Source organism: Maribacter sp. C-4077, from assembly GCF_055378385.1.
The window spans coordinates 2,643,024-2,657,873 of sequence record NZ_AP038807.1 but is presented as its reverse complement, the minus strand read 5'-3'; the positions used below and the strand labels follow the sequence as shown (position 1 = coordinate 2,657,873).

The following is a 14,850-nucleotide window of genomic DNA, read 5'->3' as shown; positions in this document are numbered from 1 at the left end:
ATATCAACTTGAGTTAAGTTCCCATTTAATCGTTTTCCCAGAAAACCTCCATCAACACCACCAACGAGGCCCAACTCTTTACTGCTGGTGGTGTATTTTTGGATGTTTTATTTTTATGGACTATATTTTTTCAAAAACCAAGCGGTCGATACTTCCATCACCACTTTCGTCCTTCAGTTCGATTCGCGCACTGGAAAAGGAAACGATGTCCCAATCTTCTGAAATCTCCGCGAAATTGGCCGGTGAGGCAAAAAATATGTTAAAATCTACATCGTCATCAGAACTACTGTCGTCGTCACTGCTACTGGAATCCGAAGTAATGGACCATGCCCCGGAAACGGAGGTTTCACCGTTATCGGCAATTAAACGACCGTCCGACTCAAAGACAAATGTATGATCCGAAAAATAATTAGTCTCATCGACCCCTTCCTCTTCGTAAAGTGTTACTCGCCAAGTACCTGAAGTTACAGTAGACTTAACCTGCTCCACGTTTACCATACCATTTACACCGTCTGAATCATCCGAAGATTCACAGGATAGGAAAAGGAAGCCCGTAACGGCCATCAAAAGCAAGCTTATTTTTTTTAGTTTGTTCATTTTTACAATTGATTATTGATTAAAAAGGCCTACGAAGCGCAAGGCTCCGTAGACCCTACTTATTTATTTTTCCAAAACAAGTGTGGTAATGGTACCATCATCATTAATATCCTTCAACTCCAATCTACCTTGGGCAACGGAAACAAAGTCCCAGTCATCCGTTAATTCGTTCATAGGCATATTGTCTCCATAATTTAGGTAGACCTTAAGTTTACCATCCCTGTTTCTCAAAACTCTCCAAAGTCCTGTGGCATATACCTCCCCTCCTTCTTTCAGTTCCATTTGTAGATTTGGCATAAAGGCTGTACTATACCCTCCAAAATCAATGGTCTCATCAATTTCACCATCTATATAGGAAGCCACTATCCAGTCGCCACCCATCATGAAGTTTCTAATTTCCAAGACATCGGCATCATCGGAATTATCATTACAAACTCTTTGGAGTATCAATTCGTAGTCAATTTCCTCCACTTCAAACTTCAACCTACTTTGGGTCAATTCACGCACGGGCCATTCAAAACTTACACCGGGCTCATCCCCCATTGTAATGGCAATGATCAATTTTTGTTGTAGGTTGAATCCGATCTCCCAAGTACCTTCTGAGGTATTTACCCCATTGCTCAAGGTGACAACGCCTTCAGCCATAAACTTGAACTCGTACCCTAATAGACGGTCGATCTCCTCACCCTGATTCTCCACTTTTTTTATGACCCACTCGCATTCCCTTAGAATGTTCCTTAAATTCTCTGGATCAAATCCAATACCGTCTCCTTCACAATCCCTACGCATCCAGATTCGGTTTCTTTCCCCATTATAGAACTTGATGACACCTTCCTCAGTTTTATAGATGGTCCACTCCATATTGAAGCCCGATAAGGTTTCTATATTCAAGGTCACTTTGGGACCATTATCTCCCATGATGGAAGACCAAGTACCGTTGGCTTCAAAACCTAATCGGTTACTAACGTTTACGGTTCCATCTGCCTTGAAGTCGAAATAGTAATTTACATATTGTGCGATCTCACTAACGTCGTCCCTTATCACTTCAAGTACGTACCAAGGACAGGAAACCAAAAACTCCTCCAAATCTTCGTCATCAAAATCATCGTCGTTGTAGTCATTATCATCGTCCTCGTCACATGCATCCTTGGCGTTTCTAATCTGCATGACCAATTCCTCATTGCTGTTCACCTCGATCTTTGAACTATCGTACAACTCCAAAGTAACGGGGAAATCGAAACTTACGAGCTCGTTATCCTCCAGCCCTTTGAAGAAAAGCCTCAATTGCCTGTCACTCTCCACGGTCACCTCCCCAGTCTGCTCTAGGTTGATATCAAAGGTGTACAGGGTCATGGGATATACAAAATCTATACATTCGATATCGTCATCTTCACCGCCCTCCTTACACTGCTGGGCCAACTCCCGTAAATCCTCAAAACCATTTATGGTTAGCTCGGTATAATCACCCGAAGTAACGGTGATAGGGAAAAGAATCTCCAAAAAGTCCTCATCGTCATCCACTTCATCAAAAATCTCCTCTATCAATTTTAGATCTTCCCTAGAATTGATGGTCAATTCCAGGCCATTTACCTCAACCGTATAGGGAAACTTTACATCGTAACAGCTAGTGCCGTCTACAATGTTATCAAAAGAACCGTCCCTAGCGGTAGTATTCTGTATCAATATACCGGCGGCAGAACTTGCCGTAATGGCTTCCGCTTCCTCGCCCGTATTGATTTCTTCAAACTCATCCTGGCATGAGGTAAAACTCAGTGCCACCGCTAAAATGCTCAGGTAAGCAAAACTTAAAAACTTTTTCATAACGATTTGGTATTGTTTATTATTTACCACTGAAACAACGCATTGAAAAAAAACCCTACCCGCTTTTTTAATTTTTTTTAAAATATCTTTGAAAAAAAAGGACCTTGAAAGCAGAAGACCCTCAAAATGTGTGTAATGAAAGTACGTACAGTGCTTTGTTCAATGCTAGCTCCAAAACGATATTCAACTATATATATTATAAGTTTGGAAATGAGGAGAAGGCACACGATGCCGTGCAGGAAGCTTTTGTAAAATTATGGGAGAACTGTGCCAAGGTCGCCCCAGAGAAAGCAAAGTCGTTTTTATATACGGTAGCCAACAATCTTTACTTAAATGTTCTCAAGGCGGAAAAGGTGCGTCTTAAATATGCCGATAAATCTCTTAAGACCACCCATGAGTCCCCAGAGTTTCTAATGGAGGAGAATGAATTCAAGACGAAATTGGAGCGGGCCCTTAACGACCTTCCCGATAATCAGCGATCCACTTTCCTGTTAAATCGCATTGATGGAAAAAAATATGCGGAAATCGCGGAAATGGAGGGCGTAAGCGTCAAGGCCATTGAAAAAAGAATGCACTTGGCCCTGAAAACGCTTCGGGAAAAGATTGAGGGGATTTAGAATTTGGGGCTACGAGTTAGTGTGATAGTGTGATAGTGTGATAGTGTGATAGTGTGATAGTGTGATAGTGTGATAGTGTGATAGTGTGATAGTGAAGTTAAAAATTTCATTTTTGAACTTGACTCCTGTTTTTGAACTTGATTCTTGTATTTGAATTTGATATTTGTGTTTGAACTTGAAACTTGTAGTAGGGTTTTTGATTGGATAGTTGTTAAAGAGGTATAAAGCTAAAAGATATGCAAGAAAATTACTTGGCAAAATGGCTTACTAATGAGCTTACGGAGGCAGAACTTGAAGCGTTCAAGAAGTCCGAAGAGTATGCTACCTATCAAAGAATAGCGGAGACTTCCAAAGAATTACGGGCTCCTGAATTTGATCGTGAAAAGGCATGGGAGCGGCTTCAGGCTTCCAAAGAAAGCCAGGAATCAGCAAAGGTCATTACCTTATCCCCTTTTAAAGCCTTCCTACGAGTGGCAGCGGTCATCGCCGTGTTGCTTACAGGGGCTTATTTCTATTTTAACACGCTTGATGAAACAATTACTACCAAGCTGGCCCAAAACAGGGAAATTACCCTGCCGGATAATTCTGAAATACTCCTAAATGCGGAATCCACTCTTTCTTACAACGAAAAAAATTGGGATTCCAAAAGAGCCATCAAATTAGACGGTGAGGCGTATTTTAAAGTGGCCAAAGGAAAAAAGTTTACGGTTTCCACCTCACAGGGAACTGTCACCGTTTTGGGTACCCAGTTCAATGTGGAGGACAGGGACAGTTATTTTGAGGTTACCTGCTATGAAGGTTTGGTACGTGTAACTTTTAACGGCGAGGAGTTTCAACTGCCGGCGGGAAATTCCGCTCTTGCCATTGAGGGTACAATGAAAAAATCAAAGGTGGATGTAAACGGAAAACCCTCTTGGGTAAACAACGAGAGTACCTTTAAAAGCATACCGCTTAAATATGTTCTTGCAGAATTGCAACGCCAACATAATTTGAAAATTACTCTTGAAAACATTGATGAAAATCAACTTTTTACAGGCACGTTTAGCAATTCCAATTTGGATTTGGCATTAAAAAGTATAAGCACACCTCTTAAAATTAGTTTTAAATTAGAGGGCAACAAAGTGCTGTTCTATGAGGAAAGCGCCCCTTAAAACGCTTAGTGTCCATCTTTTCATAGTGCTTCTGTTGTTCCTTGTGAACGGCGGACGGGCACAGCAAACATCCAAACCAAAAATTTCCGTCATTGGTTTGCTTCAGGAATTGGAAACCGAATTCAATGTAAAATTTTCCTTTGCCGATGCGGATTTGGAGGGTATTCAACTCCATCGGCCGGAGACGGAGAACCTTGAATCCGCCATTGTCCAAATAATTTCCCAAACGCCCTTAGAAATTGAAAGACTTAGTGACCGATATTATTCCGTCATTCTTACGGATACACTTTCCATTTGCGGCACGGTACTGGACAATTATGAGAACAATACGATACCGGGCGCCACGGTACGGGTATTGGATACTGACATCGCCATGGTCACCAATATGGACGGGACCTTCGCTTTTGAGGAGGTGCCCCGTACAGCAATCATCCAAATCAGTCATTTGGGGTTCAAACCCTATTTTATTTCGGCGAAAAAACTGAGCAACAAGGCTCCTTGTACGTCCATAGCCTTGGCACTTAGCTATCAGGAACTGGAAGAGGTCGTCGTCTATAAATTTCTTACGGATGGCCTTGCCAAGTTTTCCGATGGTAGCATTCAAATGAATACCGCGGAATTCGGGATCCTACCGGGTTTGATCGAGCCGGACATCCTACAATCGGCCCAAGCATTTCCGGGAATCAAAAGTGTGGACGAGACCGTATCGGACATAAACATCCGTGGTGGCACCAATGACCAAAACCTGATTTTATGGGATGGCATAAAGATGTACCAGTCCGGCCATTTTTTTGGGCTAATATCGGCTTTTAACCCATATCTGACCGATAAAATCACAGTGATAAAAAATGGAACGAGTTCCATATACGGGGATGGTGTAAGTGGGGTCATGGACCTTCGCACCAAAAATGACATCCAAAATTCCGTCTATGGTGGCGCTGGGTTCAACCTAATCAATGGAGATGTTTACGGACAGATACCCCTTGCCGAAAACATGGCCATTCAGTTCTCCGGAAGAAGGTCCGTAACCGATTTTCTTGAGACACCCACCTACACTACATTTTCGGAAAAGGCCTTTCAGGATAGTGAGGTACGAACGGACAACGACTTTTATTTTTACGATTTTACGGGCAAGTTGTTATACGATGTAGACCGATATCACAAAATAAGGCTGAGCCTCATTCATATCAATAATGATCTTGACAATTTTACGCTAAGGCCCGATGGTACCGATGCTACCGAAAGTTCCTTGGACCAAATCAACATATCCTTTGGCGGAAGCCTTGAAAGCGAATGGACGGATAACTTTTTCACTCAGGCAAACGTCTATTACACCCAATACAGGCTCACGGCCTTCAGTATTACGGAAAGTGCGTCACGGCAATTGTACCAAAACAATCTGGTTAAGGAATCCGGCATAAAACTAAATACTGTTTACAAACTAACGCCCAACTTGCAATGGAGGAACGGATACCAATTCACGGAAACGGGCATTGAAAATATTACACGAATCAACCTCCCCTTTTTTGAAAGTAGTGTAAAGGGCGTAATCAGGTCGCATAGCGTTTATTCAGAATTCTGCTTTGAAACGGAGAACAGAAAACTCTTCGCCCAAGTTGGAGGAAGGTTAAATTACATTAGCAACATCAATACCTTTGAGAAAGTCCTTATAGAACCTAGGCTAAGTATCTCCTATGAATTCGCACGTAATTTTAAGGTGGAGGCCTTGGGCGAATTCAAGAGCCAATACACCAACCAGATCATTGACCTGGAACAAAATTTTCTTGGTCTGGAAAAAAGAAGATGGACCTTGGCAGACGAAAATGAGTTGCCAATAGTGCAAAGCAAACAGGGGTCGCTGGGCTTCAACTACGACGAAGACAGGTTGTACGTTGGTGTTGAGGCCTTCTATAAAAATGTTACGGGCATCAATGTGAGGACCCAAGGTTTCCAGAATGAAGATCAGTTTGACGGTGAGATTGGCGAGTATCTAGTAAAGGGTCTGGAGTTCTTGATCAACAAAAAAACGAACGACTATAGCGTTTGGTTCAGTTATGCCTATAATGACAATAACTATACGTTTAACACCGTTGACCCGCCCATTTTTCCGAACAATCTGGAATTGGAACATTCCTTTACCTTGGCCGGAAATTATAATTACAATGATTTTAAAATTGGTGTCGGTTTTAACTATAGGTCCGGAAAACCGTATACCAGGCCAGACGTTACCAATCCGCTCGATACCTCTATATTTCCAAGTGAGATAAACTATGAGGCCCCAAACAGCAGTAGCTTACCTGAATATTTTAGGGCCGATGCATCCGCAACCTATGATTTCAACCTCAGCGAAACCATAAGGGCATCTGTAGGCGCATCGGTATTAAACTTTACGAACAGAAAAAACATCTTGAATACCTACTACAGGCTGAACGACAGCAACGAAATTGAAACGGTGCAACGGGTATCCCTAGGTGTGACTCCCAATGCAAGTTTTAGGATTCGATTTTAACTAGTTTTGAGTTGAGCTCTGATTACCTTTAAACTTCTTTAATTGAAGATAGTTTTTGGCGACAAAGGAATAATTTGGAAAACAAACAATATTCTAAATTATTTGACAACAGTATGATTTAATTTACCCAACTGTCAAATTCCCTTATTTTTTTCCAGTTTTGACATCACAATGACGTGTGGGAAAGTTATGGCCGCAAGCAAATAAAGGACTACGGAAATGAAATAGTCTATATGCTTTTGTAGTAGAAGGTATAAAATAAAAAGACCTAGTATAGAAACAACCCAATAAATCCAAGAGGACTTTACGTAGTCCATAAGGTAACTAGGCTTTGAACTACCATATAAAACTTCCATTTGGTCTTTCAAGGAAGGAATGCTATGCCATAGGATAAAATATATTGAAAATGCCCAAAGTAAAGAGGCGACATTAAATACAATATAGAAGACAAAGAACATAAATAATTCTTTGACCAAATTTATCCGCAATACTTTTTTAAATTTTAAAAAGGCCACTGAAATGGACAACCCGATCAGGTTTATGTATAGCCCTATTTTAATATAACCACTAAGAAATAAATACCCAGTTACATCATAAATTATTTGCTGAACCTCTACGATATTGGCATAAAAAATCATAAATAATATGGTCAAACCATAGAAAGTGAAAAAGAATCTATGAAACCAATGTGAATTAGTCAATCTTTCCCTAAGATGTTGTTCTCCAAAATGATATCCGCTGATAACTATAAATACCGCTAACACCAAGGCTTTGGAATACAAAAACAATAAGGTAACCAAGGATATTACCAATATATAAGGAATGATTGCCCCAGTTGTATTCAAATTTTGATATTGCTTTCTAATTAGGACAATGTCATTTGCACCGTGCAAAACACCAAAAGTAAGAATAAAGGAATAGGCTAGATAGTCTTGGAGACCAGAGGAGAGTTGTGTGGAAAGCCATAATCCGAAAAATGTTGTCAACAGTAGCCAGTTTTTCATTATCCAAAATAATTTTGAATTTGTTTAAAGTTATGACAAAAAATTTAAACAATTTTTATCATTTTATTGTTTAACTTTTATTACATTTATTTAAACAAAAAAATGCTATGTTATGAAAACATTATTACAAATTTTTCCAATGTTTGCCGACGTAACTAAAATCGCAAATAACGATTACGTTGGGTTCACCTTTTTTGTAGGTTGCATGGCCATGATGGCAGCGTCAGCCTTTTTCTTTTTGTCAATGAACAACTTTGACAGAAAGTGGAGAACTTCTATCCTCGTTTCAGGATTGATTACATTTATCGCCGCCGTTCACTATTGGTACATGCGCGATTATTGGTCTGGTGTAGGGGAATCACCTACTTTTTTCAGATATGTTGACTGGGTATTGACAGTACCTCTTATGTGCGTGGAATTTTACCTCATCTTAAAGGTAGCTGGTGCGAAAAAATCACTCATGTGGAAGCTTATCGCCGCCTCGGTAATCATGCTTATAACCGGTTATTTTGGTGAAGCTGTTTACAGGGACAATGCTGCGTTCTGGGGATTGTTATCTGGTTTGGCCTATTTCTATATCGTGTACGAGATATGGCTGGGAAGTGCGAAAAAATTGGCCGTACAAGCTGGGGGAGCAACGTTGGAAGCACATAAGATGCTCTGCTGGTTCGTACTTGTTGGATGGGCTATTTATCCTCTAGGCTATATGGCAGGAACGCCAGGATGGTATGATGGACTAGGAGGTCTTGGGTTAAATATGGATGTTATCTACAACATAGGTGACGCGGTCAATAAAATTGGATTTGGTTTGGTAGTCTATGGTGCCGCAGTAGCTGCACAATCCACTGAAAACAAATAATTTGTTTTTACTAACTCTGATTGTTCTGAAAGACCTTTGCTTAAAATCAAAGGTCTTTCTCATTTACATCCGCTCCGGAACTTCTATTCCCAGCAAACTGAAAGCCGTTTTAATGGTGTCGCCCACTTTTTTGGACAATTGCACCCTAAAAACCTTCTTTTGTTCATCAGATTCCCCCAATATGGAAACCTGCTGATAGAAGGAATTGAATTCCTTGACCAAATCGTACGTGTAATTTGCGATCAACGCCGGACTATAATTTTCGGCCGCCAATTGTATGGTTTCGGGAAACAACTGCACTTGTTTCAACAACTCTTTTTCCTTGGGATGGAGTCCGGAAATTTGGGCGGGTAGGTTGCTCTCTACCTTGGTCTCCTGGGCCTTTCTTAAAATGGACTGGATACGCGCGTAGGTATATTGAATGAAGGGGCCGGTGTTTCCTTGAAAATCGACCGACTCCTCCGGATCGAACAAAATCCGCTTTTTGGGGTCTACCTTGAGAATATAATACTTAAGGGCCCCCAGGCCGATCATTTTGTAAAGGGCAGCGCGCTCAGGCTCCGAATATCCCTCCAACTTGCCCAATTCCTTGGAGATTGCTTCCGCGGTTCGGGTCATGTCTTCCATTAGGTCATCGGCATCTACCACCGTACCTTCCCTACTCTTCATTTTTCCACTGGGAAGGTCCACCATCCCGTAACTTAGATGATAGAGTTTTTCGGCCCATGAAAACCCGAGTTTTTTCAGGATCAAAAACAGTACCTTGAAATGATAGTCCTGCTCGTTGCCTACGGTATAGACCATACCGTTGACATCTGGGTAATCCTTTACCCTTTGTATGGCCGTCCCTATATCCTGGGTCATATATACCGCGGTACCATCGGAACGCAGTACAATTTTTTCGTCAAGGCCTTCGTCGGTCAAATCTATCCAAACACTTCCATCTTCCTTTCCATAAAAAACACCTTTTTCCAGACCTTCCGCAACTACGTCCTTTCCCAACAGATAGGTGTCGCTCTCGTAATAGTAGGTGTCAAAGTCCACGCCTAAATTTTTATAGGTGATCTCAAAACCATCGTACACCCAACCGTTCATTTGTTTCCAAAGCGAAACAACTTCCTCGTCGCCGGCCTCCCATTTTTGGAGCATTTTTTGGGCTTCCAACAAGATAGGCGCTTCCTTTTCGGCCATTTTTTTATCCACTCCCTTTTCAACGAGTTGCCCAATCTCCGCCTTGTAAGCCTTATCAAAAGCCACATAATAATTGCCCACCAATTTATCGCCCTTTAAGCCCGAGCTTTCCGGAGTTTCGCCGTTACCGAAGCGTTGCCATGCCAGCATGCTCTTACAGATGTGGATGCCTCGATCATTGATAATCTGGGTCTTATAGACCTTCTTACCGGATGCTTTCAGGATTTCGGCCACGGAATAGCCCAAGAGATTGTTTCGAATATGGCCCAAATGCAGGGGCTTGTTGGTATTGGGGGAAGAATATTCGACCATAACGGCTTCGTTGGAGGTAGGTACCAGACCGAAATCGGTCTTATCCTTGACCGCATTGAAAAAGTCCAGGTAATACCCATCCGAAATAACGATGTTCAAAAAACCCTTGACAACATTATATCCGGCCACAGCATCCACTTCCTTTTCAAGATAGGCACCAATTTGCTCCCCAATTTGTACGGGGTTGCCCTTTACTTGCCGGAGCATGGGGAAAACCACTACCGTAATATCCCCTTCAAAATCCTTTCTTGTAGGCTGAAATTCCACAGATATGAGTTCAACACCGTAGGTAGCCTGTACGGCTTCCTTCACTTTTGCTTCAAGAATTATTTCAATGGTCATCTGCAAGGATTTAAGGCTGCAAAACTAAGCATTTTTTGCCCTTTTAAAGCGAAACTATGGTCTTTGACCCTTCTTTTCTGTAACTTTAAAAACGCTTGTGTAAAGTCAAAAAAAAGAATTGCATGCTATTGAACGTATCTTATTCAAACCCCTCCATTACGCAGAAAATCGACACCGAAGTGGGGAAACCCTTTACCCTCAAGGAACGTTGGACCCTAGGCGGTATTGGCTCCCCAAGACTCATCATTACGGATGCCAGTATTGAAATAAGGAATTTGCTCATTTTGGACAATAATAGGGACACCTGTAATATTGAGCTTAGGCCCAAAGGTATCATTGTGAGGTTCCGATCGCTTTTGGAGACCTTTGCGCTTATTGTTCCCTATTACAAACTGACATTGTACAAGGGGGAGTCCTCCGTATATTCCCTGTATCGAGATCACTACTTTATCAAAGTGGCATCCGATACCAAGGCGGTACAAAAATTCTTTAAAAAAATATTGGAATTCAAGGCCGATAGTTCGCCCACCTCTTTGGAGGATCTATAAGTCCTGAAATCCAAATATTCCATCTTAATTCAATTTTAAAACATGAAAATCCTTCTTACCGGTGCGAATGGTTACATAGGAATGCGGTTATTACCGCAATTGATTGCCGATGGACATAAAGTGGTATGTGCCGTAAGGGACACTGAACGGTTTTCCATTGATGAGGAAACAAGGGCGCAAGTTGAAATTATAGAAATCGACTTTTTGGAAGCGGTACGGCCGAATCTTCTGCCCAAGGATTTGGACGCAGCCTATTTCTTGATACATTCCATGAGTTCTTCCACCACCAATTTTGACGAAAAGGAAGCCACAATGGCCAAAAATTTCATTACCTACGTGGAGTCCACCAACATTCGTCAGGTCATTTACCTAAGCGGTATCGTGAACGATGAAAAACTATCCAAGCATCTAAGTTCCCGTAAAAATGTGGAAGATATCCTCTCAAAAGGTCCCTTTTCGCTCACAGTGCTTCGGGCAGGGATTATCGTGGGCTCCGGAAGTTCCTCTTTTGAGATTATTAGAGATCTCTGCGAAAAATTACCTATCATGATTACCCCAAAATGGGTCTTGACCAAAACGCACCCCATCGCCATACGGGACGTTATTTCCTTCTTGATAGGTGTACTGGGCAACGAAAAAACCTTCGACGATTCCTTCGATATAGCGGGCCCCAATGTACTTACCTATAAAGAAATGCTACATCAATATGCACAGGTAAGAGGCTTTAAAAACTGGATTTTTACGGTGCCCGTCATGACGCCAAAACTGTCTTCCTATTGGCTGTATTTTGTAACCTCCACTTCCTATAAATTGGCATTGAACCTTGTGGACAGTATGAAAATTGAGGTGGTGGCAAAGGATCAGAGACTGGCGGAACTACTTCAAATTAAAACCCATAGCTATAAGGAAGCCATTGAAATGGCCTTTAAGAAAATAGAGCAAAACTTGGTCATTAGTAGCTGGAAGGACAGTATGGTTAGCGGCCGTTTCAACAAGAGTCTGGAAAAATACATTCAGGTGCCAAAATTTGGAGTGCTCAAGGACGAACAGACCCTCCAAATTTCGGATTCCAAAAAAGTACTTGAAAATATCTGGAAGATTGGTGGGGAACAGGGTTGGTATTACGGCAATAGCCTATGGAGATTACGTGGATTTTTGGACAAACTGATGGGGGGTGTGGGATTGAGAAGGGGACGGACCCATCCTGATAAAATTTATCCGGGGGACTCCCTGGATTTTTGGCGGGTACTCTTGGCGGATAAAAAGAAAAAAAGACTGTTGCTCTTTGCCGAAATGCGATTGCCTGGTGAGGCATGGCTGGAATTTAAAATCGACAGGGACAATGTATTGCATCAGACCGCCACTTTTCGCCCACGTGGCCTAAAGGGGCGCTTGTATTGGTACAGTCTCGTTCCCTTTCATTATTTTATTTTTGGTGGTATGATTCGAAACATTGCAAAAACAAAATGACCTATGATTGCATCCTTTGTGAAAAAACAACGGGAATTTTTTGGTTCTGGGGCTACAAAGGACCTGAAGTTTAGAAAATCCTACCTTAAAAAGCTACGAGCGGCCGTAATTACTTATGAAGACCGAATTTGTGATGCCCTGTATTCCGATTTTAAAAAGCCGAAGTTCGAATCCCTTGCCACGGAAACCCAGTTCGTACTCTATGAATTGGACGAGACCCTGAAAAATATAAACTATTGGAGCAAACCAAAACGGGTGAATTCCACGTGGGTCAATTTTCCCTCTTCGGATTGGCTCTACCCGCAACCCTATGGTAACACACTCATCATTGCACCTTGGAACTATCCCTTCCTACTGACCATATCACCCCTTATAGGAGCCTTGGCCGCTGGCAATACGGCCGTATTAAAACCCTCTGAATTTACGTCCAGCACGTCCAAAATCATCAGTGAAATTATTACGGAAGTATTTCCCGAGGACTATGTAGCCGTCGCGGAGGGCGGTATCGAAACTTCCCAAGAATTATTATCCCTGAAATGGGACTATATTTTCTTTACGGGAAGCACGAAAGTGGGCAAAATAATCTATCAAAAGGCCGCGGAACACCTAACGCCCGTCACCTTGGAACTTGGAGGCAAAAACCCCTGCATAGTGGACGAATCGGCCTCCATTGCCGTTAGTGCCAAACGCATCGTATGGGGTAAATTCCTAAACTGCGGTCAGACCTGTATTGCACCCGATTATATTCTGGTGCACAAAAAGGTAAAGAAAGATTTGGTGACGGAACTTGGCAAGAGCATTTCAGAGTTATACGGCCCTTCCGTAGAAGACTCTCCCGATTTGGCCCGAATCGCCCATACATCGCATTATGACAATCTAAAGGAAATGTTGACCGGACAACGCATATTACTGGGTGGGGATTTTAATGACCAGACCCAATATATGGCCCCAACATTGGTGGACGAACCCAAACTGGATAGTAAAATAATGCAAGATGAAATATTTGGCCCCTTGCTTCCCATAATTTCCTATGAAACGGAAGAGGACATAGATAGTTATATTTCAAACTATGAAAAGCCTCTTGCCCTATATGTTTTTAGTAAAAGGAAAAAATTTAGGGAGAAAATTATTCATGCCTACAGTTTTGGTGGAGGGGTCATGAACGATACCCTGCTCCATATTACAAATAGCACACTACCGTTTGGAGGCGTAGGTGCTTCCGGTATTGGCCGCTATCATGGAAAATATTCCTTCGATACTTTTTCACACCAAAAGGCCATCATCAAAAAAAGTTTTTGGCCGGAAATTCCGCTTCGATATCCACCATATAAATTACCGGAAAAACTGGCGAAGAAACTAAAGTTCCTTTTTAAATGACCTGTTACTAAGTAAACTACCTAGAGGGCAAGCTCACGAGGCATTCTTTGAAAGCTAACTTTTAATTTCGAAGCAAGCCTTGGAGTATTAACCCCCCTTGGCGGTGCCAATAAATTCTATTACTTTTTTGGTAAAAATACTTCGGCCATCATACAGCGGGCGCTTCCACCCCCACAGGCTTCAATCGTATCCAGGGGACTGTGGATTATTTTGCATCGTTTTTCTATTGCCTCGATTTGGGATTCGTCCAAACTAGCAAACGCAGCGGAACTCATGACCAAAAATCGCTGGCCGTCCTTTCCAAGAACTTCCAACATGTTCCCGGCAAAATGATGCATCTGCCGTTCGCTTATGGCGATGATTTCCTTGCCATCGTTTCTTAGGTGGTCCATCACATTTTTGCGTTCCTTTTTATCGTCGATACTGTCCAAACAAATAATGGCAAAGTCCTCGCCAAGGGCCATCATGACATTCGTATGGTAAATTGGCAATCGTTTTCCATCTACGGATTGATTGGCCGTAAAAATGACGGGCATACAATCGAAATCCTCGCAAAATTCGATGAACAAATCTTCATCTGCCCTTTCCGATAGGGCACAATAGGCCTTTTGGTTTACACGGTCCAAAATAATGCTCCCGGTACCTTCCAAAAACACCCCTTCCGCTTCTGCGGCGGTATAATCCATGACGTTATCGATAAGAAAACCGTGTTGCTCCATAATTTCCAGAATATCCTCGCGCCGTTCGTTTCTTCTGTTTTCGGCGAACATGGGGTATACCCCAACCGTACCATTTTCATGAAAAGAAATCCAGTTGTTGGGAAAAATACTATCGGGCGTATCTGGATCAATAGTATCATCTACTACAATGACATTCACACCGGCAGACCTCAAAGTACTCACAAAGGCATCAAATTCATCCTGTGCCTTTTGGTTGATCTGGTTGTTCTTCTCATCCAAATCTTCCATAAAATAATTGTTCACGGCCGTTTGTTCGTTCATACGAAAGTTCACTGGCCGAATCATCAAAATGGTATTGGTAATCTGCATCAT

The 14,850-nt window shown here is 42.0% G+C and carries 12 protein-coding genes; 7 read left to right on the top strand and 5 right to left on the bottom strand.

What is annotated here, in order from left to right:
* Positions 1-120: 120 nt before the first annotated feature.
* Positions 121-597 carry a hypothetical protein gene (locus ACZ41C_RS11410; protein WP_464561503.1) on the bottom strand — a complete coding sequence of 159 codons (477 nt, stop codon included), beginning with the start codon at positions 595-597 and terminating at the stop codon, positions 121-123.
* Between the two features lie 63 nt (positions 598-660).
* Positions 661-2,418, bottom strand: a complete 1,758-nt coding sequence (locus ACZ41C_RS11405; RefSeq protein WP_464561501.1) for a hypothetical protein — start codon at positions 2,416-2,418, stop codon at positions 661-663.
* Positions 2,419-2,522: 104 nt separating this feature from the next.
* Between ACZ41C_RS11405 and ACZ41C_RS11400 the strand changes: the two genes are divergently transcribed.
* From ACZ41C_RS11400 to ACZ41C_RS11390, 3 genes are all read left to right on the top strand, one after another.
* Positions 2,523-3,035 (top strand): RNA polymerase sigma factor, encoded by a 513-nt coding sequence (locus ACZ41C_RS11400; RefSeq protein WP_464561499.1) that lies wholly within the window; start codon positions 2,523-2,525, stop codon positions 3,033-3,035.
* Between the two features lie 236 nt (positions 3,036-3,271).
* A complete protein-coding gene (locus ACZ41C_RS11395) occupies positions 3,272-4,186 on the top strand; it encodes a FecR family protein (protein WP_464561497.1) in 915 nt (304 codons plus the stop codon).
* Positions 4,167-6,695 (top strand): TonB-dependent receptor, encoded by a 2,529-nt coding sequence (locus tag ACZ41C_RS11390; protein WP_464561495.1) that lies wholly within the window; start codon positions 4,167-4,169, stop codon positions 6,693-6,695. Before ACZ41C_RS11395 ends, ACZ41C_RS11390 begins: the two co-directional genes overlap by 20 nt.
* A 134-nt stretch (positions 6,696-6,829) precedes the next feature.
* Here ACZ41C_RS11390 and ACZ41C_RS11385 read toward each other — a convergent pair whose 3' ends face one another.
* Entirely contained in the window at positions 6,830-7,699 is an 870-nt protein-coding gene (locus tag ACZ41C_RS11385) for a Brp/Blh family beta-carotene 15,15'-dioxygenase (protein WP_464561493.1), read from the bottom strand.
* Positions 7,700-7,838: 139 nt separating this feature from the next.
* Between ACZ41C_RS11385 and ACZ41C_RS11380 the strand changes: the two genes are divergently transcribed.
* On the top strand, positions 7,839-8,558 hold the full coding sequence (locus tag ACZ41C_RS11380; RefSeq protein WP_464561491.1) for a bacteriorhodopsin-like: 720 nt from the start codon (positions 7,839-7,841) through the stop codon (positions 8,556-8,558).
* 63 nt (positions 8,559-8,621) lie between these two features.
* Here ACZ41C_RS11380 and argS read toward each other — a convergent pair whose 3' ends face one another.
* The gene (argS, locus tag ACZ41C_RS11375; RefSeq protein ID WP_464561488.1) at positions 8,622-10,403 is read right to left on the bottom strand and encodes an arginine--tRNA ligase; all 1,782 of its coding nucleotides are present in this window, start codon (positions 10,401-10,403) and stop codon (positions 8,622-8,624) included.
* Between the two features lie 122 nt (positions 10,404-10,525).
* On the opposite strand from argS, the gene ACZ41C_RS11370 reads away from it, so the two are divergent.
* The 3 genes from ACZ41C_RS11370 to ACZ41C_RS11360 are packed head-to-tail and all read left to right on the top strand — an operon-like array spanning position 10,526 to position 13,798.
* Positions 10,526-10,951 (top strand): hypothetical protein, encoded by a 426-nt coding sequence (locus tag ACZ41C_RS11370; RefSeq protein ID WP_138259137.1) that lies wholly within the window; start codon positions 10,526-10,528, stop codon positions 10,949-10,951.
* Positions 10,952-10,993: 42 nt separating this feature from the next.
* Positions 10,994-12,421 carry an SDR family oxidoreductase gene (locus tag ACZ41C_RS11365; RefSeq protein WP_464561485.1) on the top strand — a complete coding sequence of 476 codons (1,428 nt, stop codon included), beginning with the start codon at positions 10,994-10,996 and terminating at the stop codon, positions 12,419-12,421.
* Between the two features lie 3 nt (positions 12,422-12,424).
* A complete protein-coding gene (locus ACZ41C_RS11360; protein ID WP_464561483.1) occupies positions 12,425-13,798 on the top strand; it encodes an aldehyde dehydrogenase in 1,374 nt (457 codons plus the stop codon).
* Between the two features lie 119 nt (positions 13,799-13,917).
* Here ACZ41C_RS11360 and ctlX read toward each other — a convergent pair whose 3' ends face one another.
* Positions 13,918-14,850 (bottom strand): citrulline utilization hydrolase CtlX, encoded by a 933-nt coding sequence (ctlX, locus tag ACZ41C_RS11355; RefSeq protein ID WP_170257970.1) that lies wholly within the window; start codon positions 14,848-14,850, stop codon positions 13,918-13,920.

Bases quoted from the DNA above. Each gene is read 5' to 3' on its own strand.
- ACZ41C_RS11390 (WP_464561495.1), top strand. From the start codon at position 4,167: ATGAGGAAAGCGCCCCTTAAAACGCTTAGTGTCCATCTTTTCATAGTG.
- ACZ41C_RS11385 (WP_464561493.1), bottom strand. From the start codon at position 7,699: ATGAAAAACTGGCTACTGTTGACAACATTTTTCGGATTATGGCTTTCC.
- ACZ41C_RS11360 (WP_464561483.1), top strand. From the start codon at position 12,425: ATGATTGCATCCTTTGTGAAAAAACAACGGGAATTTTTTGGTTCTGGG.
- ctlX (WP_170257970.1), bottom strand. From the start codon at position 14,850: ATGATGCAGATTACCAATACCATTTTGATGATTCGGCCAGTGAACTTT.
- argS (WP_464561488.1), bottom strand. From the start codon at position 10,403: ATGACCATTGAAATAATTCTTGAAGCAAAAGTGAAGGAAGCCGTACAG.
- ACZ41C_RS11370 (WP_138259137.1), top strand. From the start codon at position 10,526: ATGCTATTGAACGTATCTTATTCAAACCCCTCCATTACGCAGAAAATC.
- ACZ41C_RS11395 (WP_464561497.1), top strand. From the start codon at position 3,272: ATGCAAGAAAATTACTTGGCAAAATGGCTTACTAATGAGCTTACGGAG.
- ACZ41C_RS11405 (WP_464561501.1), bottom strand. From the start codon at position 2,418: ATGAAAAAGTTTTTAAGTTTTGCTTACCTGAGCATTTTAGCGGTGGCA.
- ACZ41C_RS11410 (WP_464561503.1), bottom strand. From the start codon at position 597: ATGAACAAACTAAAAAAAATAAGCTTGCTTTTGATGGCCGTTACGGGC.
- ACZ41C_RS11380 (WP_464561491.1), top strand. From the start codon at position 7,839: ATGTTTGCCGACGTAACTAAAATCGCAAATAACGATTACGTTGGGTTC.
- ACZ41C_RS11365 (WP_464561485.1), top strand. From the start codon at position 10,994: ATGAAAATCCTTCTTACCGGTGCGAATGGTTACATAGGAATGCGGTTA.